The 13921-nt window shown below is 68.5% G+C and carries 12 protein-coding genes; 7 read left to right on the forward strand and 5 right to left on the reverse strand.

Going from position 1 to position 13921, the window contains the following annotated elements; all coding sequences use genetic code 11:
* Positions 1-8 precede the first annotated feature (8 nt).
* The 3 genes from MUY14_RS12155 (at position 9) to MUY14_RS12165 (ending at position 4964) form a co-directional block, all read left to right on the forward strand.
* Complete coding sequence (locus MUY14_RS12155) at positions 9-2582, forward strand: glycosyltransferase (protein WP_247023081.1); 2574 nt, start codon at positions 9-11, stop codon at positions 2580-2582.
* The gene (locus tag MUY14_RS12160; protein ID WP_247023082.1) at positions 2582-4030 is read left to right on the forward strand and encodes a radical SAM protein; all 1449 of its coding nucleotides are present in this window, start codon (positions 2582-2584) and stop codon (positions 4028-4030) included. Before MUY14_RS12155 ends, MUY14_RS12160 begins: the two co-directional genes overlap by 1 nt.
* Positions 4031-4121: 91 nt before the next feature.
* Positions 4122-4964 carry a GH25 family lysozyme gene (locus tag MUY14_RS12165; protein WP_247023083.1) on the forward strand — a complete coding sequence of 281 codons (843 nt, stop codon included), beginning with the start codon at positions 4122-4124 and terminating at the stop codon, positions 4962-4964.
* Here the strand turns inward: MUY14_RS12165 and MUY14_RS12170 are convergent.
* Entirely contained in the window at positions 4901-5203 is a 303-nt protein-coding gene (locus MUY14_RS12170) for a hypothetical protein (protein WP_247023084.1), read from the reverse strand. The genes MUY14_RS12165 and MUY14_RS12170 overlap by 64 nt on opposite strands.
* 131 nt (positions 5204-5334) lie before the next feature.
* On the opposite strand from MUY14_RS12170, the gene MUY14_RS12175 reads away from it, so the two are divergent.
* The 3 genes from MUY14_RS12175 to MUY14_RS12185 all read left to right on the forward strand — a co-directional run bounded on the left by MUY14_RS12175 (position 5335) and on the right by MUY14_RS12185 (position 7399).
* Positions 5335-6555, forward strand: coding sequence for a GDSL-type esterase/lipase family protein (locus MUY14_RS12175; RefSeq protein WP_247023085.1), 1221 nt, complete (start codon positions 5335-5337; stop codon positions 6553-6555).
* A 78-nt stretch (positions 6556-6633) separates the two neighbouring features.
* Positions 6634-7023 (forward strand): hypothetical protein, encoded by a 390-nt coding sequence (locus tag MUY14_RS12180; protein WP_247023086.1) that lies wholly within the window; start codon positions 6634-6636, stop codon positions 7021-7023.
* Positions 7024-7048: 25 nt separating this feature from the next.
* Positions 7049-7399: a ClpX C4-type zinc finger protein gene (locus MUY14_RS12185; RefSeq protein WP_247023087.1), complete on the forward strand. Its 351-nt coding sequence runs from the start codon at positions 7049-7051 to the stop codon at positions 7397-7399.
* Here the strand turns inward: MUY14_RS12185 and MUY14_RS12190 are convergent.
* Complete coding sequence (locus tag MUY14_RS12190; RefSeq protein ID WP_247023088.1) at positions 7389-8192, reverse strand: SAM-dependent methyltransferase; 804 nt, start codon at positions 8190-8192, stop codon at positions 7389-7391. The genes MUY14_RS12185 and MUY14_RS12190 overlap by 11 nt on opposite strands.
* A gap of 237 nt (positions 8193-8429) precedes the next feature.
* Between MUY14_RS12190 and MUY14_RS12195 the strand changes: the two genes are divergently transcribed.
* A complete protein-coding gene (locus MUY14_RS12195) occupies positions 8430-10547 on the forward strand; it encodes a tetratricopeptide repeat protein (protein WP_247023089.1) in 2118 nt (705 codons plus the stop codon).
* A 287-nt stretch (positions 10548-10834) separates the two neighbouring features.
* On the opposite strand, the gene MUY14_RS12200 is transcribed toward MUY14_RS12195, so the two are convergent.
* The 3 genes from MUY14_RS12200 to MUY14_RS12210 all read right to left on the reverse strand — a co-directional run bounded on the left by MUY14_RS12200 (position 10835) and on the right by MUY14_RS12210 (position 13868).
* Positions 10835-11821, reverse strand: coding sequence for a hypothetical protein (locus tag MUY14_RS12200; protein ID WP_247023090.1), 987 nt, complete (start codon positions 11819-11821; stop codon positions 10835-10837).
* Positions 11822-12240: 419 nt separating this feature from the next.
* On the reverse strand, positions 12241-13035 hold the full coding sequence (locus MUY14_RS12205) for a hypothetical protein (protein WP_247023091.1): 795 nt from the start codon (positions 13033-13035) through the stop codon (positions 12241-12243).
* Positions 13036-13040: 5 nt separating this feature from the next.
* Complete coding sequence (locus MUY14_RS12210; protein ID WP_247023092.1) at positions 13041-13868, reverse strand: hypothetical protein; 828 nt, start codon at positions 13866-13868, stop codon at positions 13041-13043.
* Positions 13869-13921 lie beyond the last annotated feature (53 nt).

A 13921-nucleotide genomic window follows, 5' to 3' on the forward strand; every position in this document is an offset into this window, starting at 1 on the left:
CGACATCGATGTCAGTGCTCTGGGGCGTGTCCTTCGACGCCACCCCGCTTTCCGGGGTCGTGGTGGAGTTCCTCAAGACGGCGGGCCGGCTGCGCGGGCGCCGGGTGCACCTCGACCTCGGCTACGACATCAAGGCCGACAAGGGTGCTTTCTTCCGGCCCTACCGCGACGAAGCGGGCCTGCTGCCGGACTGGGTCACGCTCGACCGCGTCGAGGGCGTCGAGCAGATCCGCGGCTACGACCGCGCGTTCGTCGAACGGGTGCTCCGGGAAGTGGTCCAGGGCGGCGACGAGACGCTGCGCCCGGAGATCGACCGGATCGCCGGTGAGCTGGCCACGCGCATCGTCGCGACCTGGGAACGCCTCGGCGTGACCATGGTGGCGGTCGAAAACGGGACCCTGCCGGAGAACCTGACCTACACCGAAGCGCTGTACCGGGCGATCGACCGCTACGGCGCCCGGCACCGGCTCGGCCGGTTCGTGTTCTGGCGCGACCACGACCTGATGTGGCAGAGCGAACCGGGGATCGCCAAGTACGGCCGGTTCCCGTACCCCGGCGTCCCCGCGCCGCGGAACTCGCCGCACATCCACTACTTCGCGCTCCACGAGCAGGCGAAAGCCCGGACCCTGGAGTGGGTTCCCGCTCTGCGGAACATCGACGTCCTGCCCAACGCGTTCGCCATCGCCCCCGCGCGGATCGACGAGCGCAACGCCGGTTTCCGCCGGGACCACGGCATTCCCGCGAACGTCCCGCTGCTGGCCCGGATCACCCGGATCATCCCGCAGAAGCGCGTCGACCGGGACCTGCACCTGCTGGCGCTGCTGCCGGACGCCTGGCTGTTCGTCGCCGGCGACGTCGAAGAGGCACCCGCCGAGCACACCCGGCTCGTCGCGCTGGCCGACCGCCTCGGCGTGCGCGACCGCGTCGTCTTCGGCGGCTGGCTGACGCCGTACGACACGGCGCTGCCCGGCCGCTACTCGGTGCGCGACCTGCTCGCGCACGCGACGGTCGTGTCGTTCCTGACCTCTTACGACTACGAGAGCTACGGCAACCCGGTCAGCGAAGCCATCGCCTCCGGGACGCCGTACATCACCAGCGGGTACGAGCTCTACGACGTCGTCTACGGCGGGTTCCGGGCCCCGGTGCTGGACATCCGGGCGCGCGACCTGCCGGACGCGGCGTTCGCCCGCGAGGTGGCCGAGCTGATCACCGACGAAGGGAAACGGGCGGAAGTGGTGCGGGCGAACTCGGAACTCGGGCGGGCGCGGTTCGGCACGCCGGTCGTCGACGGCCTCGTCGACCGGCTCTACCCGCCGCCGATGGGGGCGGGCACGCGGCTGAGCGTCGTGCTGCCGGTGTACAACGAAGCCGCGAACCTGCCGGAGGTACTGCGGACGCTGCACGACCAGCGCGACGGCGACGGGCCGCTCGACCGGGGCCGCTACGAGGTCGTGCTGGTGGACAACAACTCGACCGACGACACCGTGGCGATCGCCCGCGACTTCGCGGCGGCCCACCCGGACCTGGCGCTGCACGTCATCCACGAGTCCGAGCAGGGGGTTTCGTGCGCGCGGCGGGCCGGGATGGACTTCGCCGCGGCGCGCAGCCGCAACCGGCCCGACACCGATCCGGGGGAGCGGTTCTACCTCGTGTCGGCCGACGCCGACTGCCGCGTCGACGCGTACTGGCTCAGCGAGCTCTTCGCCGCGATGGAGACGAGCAAGGCCGCGATCGGCGTCTGCGACTACTACTACAACGCCGGGCACTTCACCGGCCGCCCGCGGCTGTGGGACGCGATCCAGCGGACGCTGCGGTGCCGCGCGGTGACGTTTTCGCTGTTCGGCGGCTTCCCGGACGGCAAGGGGTTCGCCGTCGAGCGCGACGCCTACGAGCGCGCCGGCGGCATCGAGATCTTCTACCAGCTGCAGGACGGGAAGTTCGTCAGCCACCTCTCCGACGACTGGGACTTCGGGATCAAGGTGGCCAGCGGCGGCGACGCGATCACGTACGCGCCGCGCTCGCGCGTCGAGATCAACCCGCGGCGCGTGGACCACGCCATCGACGAGGTGATCGCGGGCCGGGCGTACGGCTCGGACGGCATCATCGTCATGCGCGACATCCGGCCCGCGACGCCCGCCGCCGCGGCGGATCTGACCGAGGCCGAGGCGCGGCAGGCGTGGGAGTTCTCGATCAAGGACTTCACGCCGAAGAACACCATCCTGCCGGTGCTGCTGACCCCCGCGCTGCTCGAAGACGACGCCGTGATCGCGTTCTTCGGCGCGGAGCTGGCCGCCCGGCTGGCCCGGCGGATCGCGGAGATCCGGGACGAGATGCGCGTCGTCGACTTCACGCCGATCCACGCCTACAAGACGCCGTCGTACCGGCTGTACTTCGAATTCGCCGACGAGCTGTTCGCGTGCCTGCGGGAGCACGTCGGCGAAGACATCGGCTTCCCGCCCCCGCTGCCGCCGTGCCTGGCGGAGGTCCCTCCCGCTCGCTTCGCGGAGTTCGTCCGCTACTACTGCGAGGACCGCGAATCGGGGGAAGCCCACAACTACTTCGGCAACGGAGGGGTGTTCTGATGACGCTCGCCTACGAAGCGGCGATCGGCTCGCTGCACGGTCTCGACCCGGCGTGGCCCCGGCCCGCCGTGCTCGACGCCCTGGAAGCGCCCGAGAACCGGCACCTGCTCGAGTTCGTCCGCGAGGACCCGTTCGGGGCGCACGTGTTCCCCGGCAACGTCCCCGGCACGCCGGCGGAGTTCCTGCGGGATCTGGACGCGCAGCTCGCGTCCGCCGGCCCGATCCACCTCTGGTCCTACATCCCGACGTGCGCCTACCGCTGCCGCTTCTGCCAGTACCCGGTGGTGCTGGTGAAGGGCAAACCCGAGGTGGCGTACGAAAAGGCGAAGCACTGGGTCGACCTGAACATCGCCGAGGCGAAGCTGTGGCTCGACGCCGTGCCGAACCTGGCCGGGGCCGAAGTGGGGGAGTTCAACGTCTTCGGCGGGACGCCGTCGTTGCTGCCGGAGCCGGAGATCCGCCGGCTGCTGGAGTTCTACCGCGCGCACTTCGGGTTCACCGGCGACACCACGATCCGCTTCGAAGGCGATCCCAGCACGTTCACCCCGGCGAAGCTGGACCTGCTGCGGGAACTGGGCTGCACCAAGCTGTCCAGCGGCGTCCAGTCGTTCGACGACCACGTGCTGGAGCTCTGCGGCCGCGAGCACAGCGCGGCGATGTGCGTCGACTTCGTCCGCAACGCGCAGCGCGCCGGGTTCGACTGGATCAGCATCGACCTCATGTACGGCCTGCTCGACCAGACCCTCGACAGCGTCCGGCGCGACCTGGACGTCGTGCTGGAGAACGAAGTCACCGCGGTCGTGTGCACGAAGCTGCACCTGGCGTCCTACAGCGACACCCGCACCGGCGTCACGGGGGAGAAGCCCGCCGCGTGGCAGCTGCCGTCCTACCGGGACAAGCTGGTGCGCGACGGCCACCGCTGGCCGACGCTCGGCGAGCAGTACCAGATGCGCGAGCTGCTCACCGACGGCCTGCGCGCGGCCGGGTACACCGAGCACCCGACGATGTACTTCGCGCGCGACGGCCTCGGGCCGGAGAAGTGGAAGTCCATCATGGTCGACCAGGACAAGCAGGAGGCCGAAGTCGCGATCGGGCTCGGCGGCAGCTCGAGCTGCCGCGCGTCCGAGGCGATCACCGACGTGAACTCCCGGCGTTACCCCGAAACCGTGGCGGCCGGGCGCATCCCGCTGGGGTCGGCGACGCGGTTCACCCCGGAGGCACAGGAGGCGCGGGCGGTCAAGATGGCGCTGACGACGTTGCAGCCGCTGCGGGACGCGCTGCACCGCTCGCGGTTCCCCGGCCGGTCGCTGTTCGCGGAGCCGTGGCTTGGCAAGTTCCGTTCGCTGGCCTCGCGCGGGCTCGTCCGGTTGGACCCGGACGACGGCGTCGTCGAACTGACCCGGGTGGGGGAGGTCCTCGTGGAAGCGATCATCACGACCGAGCTGTGAGTCACTACATCGAGTGACAGAAGTGTCGCGAAGAGCGACACGGGCGGGCAGCATGGGCTCCGGACGTGCCAGTACCGAGATCGGAGCCCGGATGAGCCGAAGCCTGGCCGAACAACCGAAGTGGCGGGCGCGGCTCGCGGGAGCGGGCGCGCTGGCCGCGCTCGCGGCGGTCGCCACCGCCCCGCCCGCGGCGGCCGCCCCCGACTATTCGCTGGCGGACGCGAACTACGCCGGCACGCAGATCGCGCTGCACGAAGGCGTCCAGGGCACCCCGCGCTTGGACGACGTCGGGCAGACGCTCGGCCACGACGTCAGCGGGCACCAGGGCCCGGTCGACTGGGCCGCCGCGGCCGGCGCCGGCGCGCAGTTCACCTACGTCAAGGCGACCGAAGGCACCGGGTTCGTCAATCCGCAGTACGGGCAGCAGTACGACGGCGCGCACGCGGCGGGCATCATCCGCGGCGCCTACCACTTCGGCCGTCCGGACGTCTCCGGCGGCGCCGAGCAGGCGGAGTACTTCATCGCCCACGGCGGTGGCTGGCGCGCCGACGGCACGACCCTGCCGGGCGCGCTGGACATCGAGTACAACCCGTACGGCGAGGTCTGCTACGGCAAGAACGCGGCCGACCTGACGGCGTGGATCGCCGACTTCACCCGTACCTACCTGGCGAAGGTGAAGCGCAGCGCGCTGATCTACACGAGCACGGCGTGGTGGAAGCGCTGCACCGGCAACGCGGGGCAGTTCGGGAACACCAACCCGCTCTGGCTCGCGCGCTACGGCGCGGACGTCGGTGAACTGCCCGCCGGCTGGGACAAGCAGAGCATCTGGCAGTTCGCCCGCGGCGGCGGCCTGCCGGGGGACCAGAACTACTACAACGGCCCGTTCGGCCGCGTCCAGGCACTGGCCAAGGGCGCGGCGGCCGGCGGCGCTTGACGGCGCAGGGAGACGTCCGGCCACGGCGGCCGCCGCAGCACCGCGAGGGTGCCGAGCGTCGCGGCCACCAGGCCGGTCGTCACCGCCGGCAGGGCGACGCGCGTGGCGTCGACGGCCGGTTCCCCCTTGACTTCGCCCTCGCGGATGGTGAACACCCCGACCGGGCGGCTGACGGGGATCACCGTCGTGCCGTCCTGCGCTTCGTGCGGTTCGCCGAAGAGCTGCGGCAGCTGCTCCATCACGCCATCGAACCGTGCGGGCGCTTCCGCTGACAAGATCGGACAGAATCCTGTCGGTTCCGTGATCGGCTGCTTACGATCGGCTGCAGGGCCGTCGCCGCCGACTGTCCTCAGTGGACAAGGGAGCCGCCGTGCGCAGGATCGCCCTTCTGACCGCGTTTTCCGTGGCCGCGGCCGTCGTCGCGTCGGCGCCGGGAGCTGCCGGGGCCGGGCCCGCGTGGTTCACGTCGTGGGCGCAGTCGCAGGACGGCCGGGCCGACGCGCCGGTGTCAGCGCAGTCGGTGCGCATGATCACGCACCTCAGCCAGGGCGGCGACGCGGTCCGCGTCCGGTTCCAGAACACGTTCGGGACCGGCCCGCTGACCATCGGCCACGCGACCGCCGGGCCGAGCGCGGGCGGCGCCGCGGTGTCGGCGGTGCGCGGGCTGACGTTCGCCGGCCGCGCGGGCGTCACGATCCCGGCGGGCGGTGAGGTCTGGAGCGATGAGACCAAGCTGGTGACGAAGCCGGACACGAACCTGGCCGTGAGCATGTCCGTCGAGGGCACGGCGGTGGTGGGCCGCCACGGCGCGGCCCTGCGCGACAACTACCTCACCCCGCCGGGCTCGGGCGACCACACGGCCGACGGTCCGGGCACCGCTTATACGTCGACGGTCGGGTCGACGTACGTCGTCAGCGCGGTCGACGTGCACAACACGGCGCTGAAGGGCACGGTCGTCCCGTTCGGCAGCTCGGTGGTCGACGGCATCGGCAGCACGAACTGCGGCCCGGGCTGCACTCAGCTCGGCGCGGATCGCCGGTGGACCGACGACCTGGCGCGGCGGTTCGTCGCATCGTCCGCGCCGCTCGCTGTCGCCAACGCCGGCGTCTCGGGTACGACGAGCGCCCCCACGTGTCCCGGCATGCCGCCGTCGGTCGCGGGCCTGGACGCGGCGAGCCGGCTGGACCGCGACGTCCTGGCGCTGCACGGCGTCCGGTCGGTGATCTACTACTACGGCACGAACGACCTCGCGTACGGCTGCGACGCGGCGGCGATCCTGGACAGCTACCGCGCGGTGTTCCAGCGCCTGCGCGCGGCGGGCATCGCGGTGTACGTCACGCCGAGCACGCCCCGCCCCGGCTACGACGACGCGGCGAACCTGGCCCGCCACGAGATCGGCCTGTTCGTGTCCAAGTGGAGCAGTTGCGGCGGCACGTGTTCGGGCGTCGTCGACTTCGACCAGGTGCTGAAGGACCCGCTGAAGCCGAACAGCATCCTCCCGGCGTACGACAACGGCGACGGCATCCACGCCAACGCGGCGGGTCAGCAGGCACTGGCCGATTTCGTGTCGGTTTCGGTGCTCGCCCGATAGGGGCCGGTTCTTCACACGATGGGCTGACCACGCGAGTCGGACCGGCGGTTTTGTGCGGGGATGCGCAGAGTACGCCGTGTGATCGCTGACTCGATGGACGACGCCGGGTGCTGCCTGCTGTCGGTGGCCTGGAACGTCGCCCCGTTGGCCGAAGCCCACCCGGACTCCCGCCGCGGCTCCTTGCGACGTCGCGTCGTGGCCGCGTGCCGCACGGCGGGCCACGGCGCCCGCGACTGGGCGGTGGCGCACGGCCCGGGTGTCGAGGCGGAGTACCGCCCGTTCCTCCAGCTGGCCGACGTCGCGTACGAGATCGCGACGTTGTTGTTGCTGGTGGAGGACTTCCTCGTCCCGGACCTCGAGAGGGAGCACCGGCGCTGGGCCGAGATCGAGGAGCTGACAGTCCGGTTCACGGAGCTTTCGGAGTGGACGTCGTCGTTCCTCTTGTCAGGCGCTCCCTTACGCTTGTAAGGTCAGCCCTGACAAGGGAGGTCCGATGGCGGTCATCGCCCGCTGTTCGTTCTGTTCGAAGCCGAACACGGAAGTGGAGACGTTGGTCGGCGGCCCAGGCGTCTTCATCTGCGACGGCTGTGTGCAGCTTTGTGTGTCGGTGATCGAGGGCAAGCCTTCGGACGCGCCGCTGATCGCCCCGTGGGAGCACGACCTGCCGCTGGCACAGGTCCTCCAGAACCTGGCTCCCGTGTCCGCGGCGACCACCCAGGTCCAGCAGAACCTGGCGGCGTGGGTCGGAAAGGCCCGATCACTGGGCGGCACGTGGTCCCAGATCGGCGAGGCATTGGGAATGACCCGCCAGTCGGCGTGGGAGCGCTTCGGTTCTACCGCTTGACGCCCACGCCGGCGTAGAGCCCGTCTTCCTCAGGATCGACGACGGCGGCGAGCCGGTCCGGCCGCCAGTTAGCGGAGGTCGTCAGGCCGGGTTCGACGAGCTCGAAGCCGTCGAAGAGTGCCAGTACTTCGCTCTTCGTCCGCGGGAAGATGTGATCCTGCGTCGACCGCATGGTCTCGGCCACCCGCGGATCGTTCAGGACGGCGAAGTCGTTCGTCAGGTGGGTGAGCGCGAGGTAGCTGCCGGGCGCGAGGACTTCACGGTAGTTTTTGAAGATCTCGCTGACGTCGGGCAGGTAGTGCCCGAGGGTGATGGCGAGCAACCCGACGGGTTTCCCGAGATCGAGCAACCTCTTGGTGGCTTCGGCTTGCAGGACCGCGTCGGTATCGGTGGCATCGGCCTCGACGGCAGCGGCGTTGCTGTTCCCCTTGAGCAACATCCGGCTGTGCGCGACGGCGACGGGTTCGTAGTCGACGTAGACGACTTTCGCCGCGGGGTCGGTGGCTTGGGCGACCTCGTGGACGTTGCCGACGGTGGGGATGCCGGAGCCGAGGTCGAGGAACTGCCTCACTCCTTGGTCGAGCAGGAACCTGACCGTCCTCCGGAGAAAGGCCCGGTTCCGCCTGGCCACGGCGGCGACTTGGGGCTGGATGGCCTCGAGCCTCCGCGCAACCTCCCGATCGGCGGTGAGGTTGTGCGCCCCACCGAGAAGGTAGTCGTAGATCCGCGCGGCACTGGGCCGGGAAAGATCAGCCCCGGGCGGGATCCAGTCCGCCCCCTCCTGCTCGGTCATGGTGCATCCCCCTGGTTGTCGAAAGCTGTGCCCACCCTAGTGGTCTGCGCGGCTTGCCGGGAGGTCTGCACGGTCGTCCGGTGCGGCTGTGCTCCGGGGGAGTTCCCGGTGAGGTATTGTCAAACCGCCGGAAATCCGCCTTCGCTCAATTCATGATCGTGAAAGACTGTGCGTGACTGACGGCTGCGCCTGATCGGAGGAATCTGCCTCCGGCGGCTGCGGCTAGGATCAGTCGCCGTGAACGAGCGCGCGGGTCGCAATCACGTGGATGTCTCGACGGCCGGGTCGATCATCCAGGCAGAAACGGTCAGCGGCGGTATCCACCTGCATTCTCCGAAGCAGGCTCGTGAGCTGATTCCGAGGCAGGTACCCGCTCCGGCTGCCCATTTCGCCGGGCGTGACGCCGAGTTGTCGGTCCTGGACGAATTGACCTCCGACGACGAACGTGCCGCGCGAGTTTGCGTCGTGAACGGCATGCCGGGGGTCGGCAAGTCCGCGTTGGTCGAATACTGGGCGATGGCGCGAGCTGACGAATTCCCGGACGGCCAGTTGTTCGTCGACCTTCGCGGAACCGGTCCGGACGCGGCACCGATGCACCCGGGAGAAGCGTTGCGCGGCTTCCTCGACGCGCTGGGTCTCGCCCCGGATTCCTGGCCGGTCGGACTGGACCGGCAAGCGGCACTTTTCCGCAGCCTCACCGCCGGCCGCAGGCTGCTCGTCGTGCTGGACAACGCGAGCGGTAGCGAGCAGGTCAGGTCGCTGCTTCCGGGCGGCTCCACCAGCAGAGTGGTGATCACCAGCCGGAACTGCCTGACCGGGCTGGTGGCCCGGGCCGGTGCCCGGTGCGTCGCTCTCGAGCCGCTCAGTTCGGGTGATGCCAGGACCATGCTCACCTGGATGCTGGGTGCGGACCGCAGCGCCGCCGAACCCGAAGCGATCGAGCAGCTGATCGACTACGCGGGCCGCCTGCCGCTGGCGGTCGCGATCATCGGTGGCCTGCTGGTCGACGAGCGGATCCCGATGGACGCGCTGTCGACCCGGGCCGGCCGGCAACGGTCGACCCTGGACGCCCTCGACACCGGCGAACCCGGATCGGCGATCCGCACGGTGTTTTCGTGGTCGTACCAGGCGTTGACCCCAGCGTCGGCGGAAGTCTTCCGGCACGTCAGCCAGCACCCGGGTCCCGACTTCTCCCCGCGCACCGCTGCGGCGTTGTCGGGCCAGTGCCTGGAGGATGTCCACCGCGCCCTTGCCGAACTCTGCCGCGCGCACCTGGTGGAGCAGTACGTTGCGGGCCGGTACCGCATGCACGACTTGCTTCGGCGGTACGCGCGTGAGCAGACTTCCCATCCGGAGAGCGAGGTCGCCCTCCGGCAGCTCGCGGATCACTACCTGCATTCGCTCTGCGCCGCGAACGACCACTTCGGTTCGCCGTGGGACCGGGTACCCCTGGCGGCCCCGTTGGCGGCCGAGCTCGTCGAGTGCTTCGCAGGCGGTGGGGAGGCCCTGCGCTGGCTCGACGCGGAGCGGTACGGGCTGCTCGCGATGCTGTCGATCACCCCGACGGCCGACCAGGACGCCTACACCTGGCGGCTCGCCGTGACGCTCGTGACCTACCTGGATCGCCAGGGGCACCGTCTCGATCTGTTGCAATCCCAGCAGGCGGCGCTGCACGCCGCGCAGCGAACCGGCGACGGCTGGGGAACAGCCATGGCCCACCGCTTCGTCGGCCGCGCGCTGATTCGCCTGGACCAGTTCGAAAAGGCCGTCAGCCACCTCCGCGAGGCACTGGCGCTGTTCGACGCGGCCGGCGATCTGGTCGGCCAGGCCCACACCTGCTACGCCTTGAGCTACATCTCAGTCGTACAGCGGGATCGCGAACAGGCGTGGGCGTTGACCCAGCGAGCGCTGAAACTCGCCGAGGCGTGCGGGCATCGGATCTGGCTGGCCAAAGCGAGGGGGAACGTCGGCTGGTGGCACCTCGAGTTCGGCGAGCCCGAACGCGTCCTCGAGTGCGTGCGTCCCGCGCTGGACCAGTTCCGCGTCTTGGGGACCGAGCCGGACGGACTGGCCAGCGTGCTCGAATGCCTCGGCCGCGCCTACGCCGACCTCGGCCTGCCAGGCCTGGCGCTGAACACGTTCTGCGACGCACTGCAGCTCCGCCGCCACCACGGCAGCTACTACTGGCAGGCGCGCACCCAGCAACTGATCGCCGGCGCCCACGGTGCGTTGGGCGATCCAGGGGCCGAACGACAGGCTTTGGAAGAGGCCCTGGTCATTCTCTCGCGGCTGAACCACTCCGAGGCGGAGACTGTTCGAGAGCGTCTCGCCAAGGGACGTATGACACCGATGTGACATGCCTTGGGACCTGCTGCGCCCTCAGATACGACGAAAACCACGTTCACCTGAGTGAACGTGGCTTGTCCGTCGGGCTGACAGGATTTGAACCTGCGACCCCTTGCACTTACTCGACGGACCAACGACCTGCGCGCTCGCCAGGTAGTGCCCGTTGTGCAGGGAAGATCTGAGTCCTCGATCATGGTCATTCACCATCGTTCGCGGGTGCCATGTGGGCAGAATGTGGGCTGGCGACGGCGGTGCTTGACGTGAGCTGCGACATGGCACGGTCGGGGGAGCGACGTCTAATCCTCGGGCGGCTCTTCTTCGACTGGCGGGTAGGTTGCAATGGTCTGAGCCTCGTTCCACCACTTGTCGACATGGGTTCGCATCACGTCTGCTGCCACGACGGGAAGAGGTGTAAGGATTGTGGGATGCTGTTTACCAATGGTGTTGATTGAGGTCCCGATGGTGAACGCAGAATTCGTCCCAATGACCATGCGATCGTGAAGTACTCCGTGATCCGCCATGCGTAATTCGATGGGTCGACCGGTGCCAGATTCAATTAGTACGGCCATTGCTGCGCGATCTTCTCGTCGAAGCTGGGACGATACGAGTACGCGTGATATCGAAGTGTAGGCGCGGATTGCAAGTAGCTGTTCGATCCGTAAATAGGGGTCAATCAGGATGGCTTCACCGGCTTCCGCAAGGCGTTGAATAAAAACAGGGTAAGACAGTTCATTCTGGGCATCAAGTACGACCACGTCATACGCGTCGGACTCGCCTTCCGAGGCGTCTTCGCTGCGCAGAAGGGCGCGACCAAGTGGCGTAAGGCCGAGTCCGCCTTGGTCGTCCTGGTCTATCCATCCCAGCCTGATCAAGTGTTGAACGAACGATTCGGCTGGCACGTCGGGCCCGTACTCGTCCGGAATCTCCGGCTCGATCAACCGGCGGGTTCCGAGTATGCTGTACACGTTCGCGGAAAGGATACCGGCGGACGCTCTTTGCCAGTCTTCGCCGATTTTACGAATTCCTGTCAGTGTGGAATTATCAATAATATTCGAGGCCGCTCTGGCTAGGTTTCGAAAAGACTCGGTGTCGTAGATACCGCCGACCGTTTCGTACTTCGCGGGTCGACCTCGCTTTACTAGTCGACCTCTTCTTCCGGGCTTCGGACCCGGGTTCAGCATCCACTCTCGAAGTTCGATCTCTTTCGGGCGATTACCGCCGCGATTCGCGAATGATACAAAGCTCAGAGCCTTGTATTGGTTGTCGTCGATGATCTGCATCATCACTCCCCTCGGTCGTCGCCAGCGTGGGTTTGATCTTACCCCCCTGAGTGGGTGGCCTTTCGGCATCTCGTCGACCTGGCGCAGCCCGATCACGCTGTGTCAAGGGGGTGCTTCCTGCATGACCGCTGCTTGCCTGCTCGGCTGCCCCCTTGACGCGGCGTGATAGCCCTTCGGGAGGTCGACGAGATGCCGTTTGGCCGCACACGGACGCAACCGCCGCGCTCGACTCGGCCATCTCGGAGACCTGCCCGTCCGGCGAGGACATTCTCTTCTTCTTGAGCTGCGGCCCTCGGTACAGCCGCCGGCCGGTCGCGTGGGTGCCGGAGGCGGGCCCCGCGCGTGCCGGCCGATAGCGGCGCGGCCCCGGAGGGGCCGCCTTGAACAAGAAAAGAAACTCTGAACACAACGTCCGTCGCCGACTACGCGCGAAGGTTGACCGCCGCGATGGCCTTGTCGTCGTGCTGCTTGGCGCGGGGGAGCTCGATGGCGCCTGGGTCGGCTTCGTCCTCCCAGGACTGGCACTGCTCGAGGATTGCGGCAAGCTGGGCACCGTCTGCTTGAGACAGTTTCGGCCAGTCATCGAGACCCAGATGGGTGATCGTGTCGTAGGCGCCATCGGTGGCCAGTACTGCCCAAGGAACGTGTTCGACGGGGTACTCGGCTATCACGGCATGGTCGGCCGCGCCCGGGTCAGCTTCCGCAATCCAGTAGCCCCCTGCGGTGTTTCGGCGGGCAGCCTGCTGAGTCTGGAGCTCGCGGAGTAGGGCCTGATGGGTGTCGTCGTAACCGGCTCCCGACGCAAGCCTTTCGCGGTAAGCGCGCCGGGGTTCGAGGTCGAGGTCGTCGATACGCGGATCGGTGACAATGCCACCGGGGAGCACGGCGACGCTGTCTCCGAGGGCGAACACGTCGACCTGGTCACCCCGTCGGCGGAGAATCGTCACGGTGCTCGACGGTGAGTCTCCCGGCCGAAGTGCGAGATTGCTCGTGGTCGCCTCGATTGCGCTGCGGACGGCTGCTCGGAGATCGATGTCCGGGTGTTCGTTCAAGGCTTGGGCAATCCGTTGCCCGAGATCGGCGGCGTAGACGGATGCAGGGACGGGCACCGGTCGAAAGGCTGACGCTCCATCCAGGACGATGACGGCATTGGGCGCGACGAAGATCTTGTCGTCGCTTGCGTCGATGTGGGGGAGCTGTGCGGTGGTCACCTGCATGCGACTCACCACCGGAACGGGCCTGCCACGAGTTCGCTTCCGGTGATCGTGAGTCCGTCGTACGTCGCACGCACGATGAAAGAGCACTCCCGCTCGCGGGTCTCGCTGAACAGCTCGGCGAGGTGGCCGGTCAGGTAGTGCGTGGCGCCCAGTGAGCCGATCCCGTGGATGCCGGCGACGTGCAAGACTGTCCGGCCTCCGATCTGGTGTCGGGCGACGTAGGCGATATCCGCAGACTCGGCCGGGTCGTCGTCGGCGGGGGAGCGGTACCGGTCGCCGGTCTGCTCGTGCTCGATCCACCAACGGCCGGCATCCTTGATCATGCTGAGGACCGGGTCGCGCTCCATGAGGTTCACCGCGATCGGAGCCGATACCGGTCCACACACGACAATCGCATCGCCGTCCGGCAGTGCCTCGCGGTCCGGCTCAATCTGGAAGCGCGTAGCCGTCAGAGATAGGCCGTCAACGAGGCGTTCGAGCTGGTCACCGGTCTGCGCGTCTTCGGCGGCAATGAGAGGCCGTTCGCGGTCCGTCGTCTGGTAGCGCCACGGCACCCCGATGGCAACGGGGCCGACACCGAAGAACGCGCGCTCGGGCCCTGGCGCGGTCGATCGAATCTGGGTGACGCGGCCCTTCGTGATGCCGAGAGCCGCTGCGATCTCCGTGTAGCTCATCCCGCGTAGCCGGTGAGCTTCCTCGATGGCTTCCTTGCGGAGGCGGGCGAGCTCGGTTGCTCGCTGCTGGTAGACGACGAGCAGGGCGGACGCCCGTTGCCCGCGTCGGATCGGGTCCGGGTCGCTGCGGACGCTGTCGAACTCGCTCTCGGCCTCCATGCAGGGTGAGTTTAGACCCCCTTGACACCTGTGGCGAGGGCGGCGTACCTTCG

It is taken from the genome of Amycolatopsis sp. FBCC-B4732 (genome assembly GCF_023008405.1).
In the GTDB taxonomy this organism is placed as follows: Bacteria; Actinomycetota; Actinomycetes; order Mycobacteriales; family Pseudonocardiaceae; genus Amycolatopsis; species Amycolatopsis pretoriensis_A.

Coding starts and splice junctions, on each gene's coding strand:
- MUY14_RS12205 (WP_247023091.1), bottom strand. CDS start 13,035: ATGCAGGTGACCACCGCACAGCTCCCCCACATCGACGCAAGCGACGAC.
- MUY14_RS12170 (WP_247023084.1), bottom strand. CDS start 5,203: ATGGAGCAGCTGCCGCAGCTCTTCGGCGAACCGCACGAAGCGCAGGAC.
- MUY14_RS12210 (WP_247023092.1), bottom strand. CDS start 13,868: ATGGAGGCCGAGAGCGAGTTCGACAGCGTCCGCAGCGACCCGGACCCG.
- MUY14_RS12160 (WP_247023082.1), top strand. CDS start 2,582: ATGACGCTCGCCTACGAAGCGGCGATCGGCTCGCTGCACGGTCTCGAC.
- MUY14_RS12200 (WP_247023090.1), bottom strand. CDS start 11,821: ATGATGCAGATCATCGACGACAACCAATACAAGGCTCTGAGCTTTGTA.
- MUY14_RS12185 (WP_247023087.1), top strand. CDS start 7,049: ATGGCGGTCATCGCCCGCTGTTCGTTCTGTTCGAAGCCGAACACGGAA.
- MUY14_RS12165 (WP_247023083.1), top strand. CDS start 4,122: ATGAGCCGAAGCCTGGCCGAACAACCGAAGTGGCGGGCGCGGCTCGCG.
- MUY14_RS12190 (WP_247023088.1), bottom strand. CDS start 8,192: ATGACCGAGCAGGAGGGGGCGGACTGGATCCCGCCCGGGGCTGATCTT.
- MUY14_RS12155 (WP_247023081.1), top strand. CDS start 9: ATGTCAGTGCTCTGGGGCGTGTCCTTCGACGCCACCCCGCTTTCCGGG.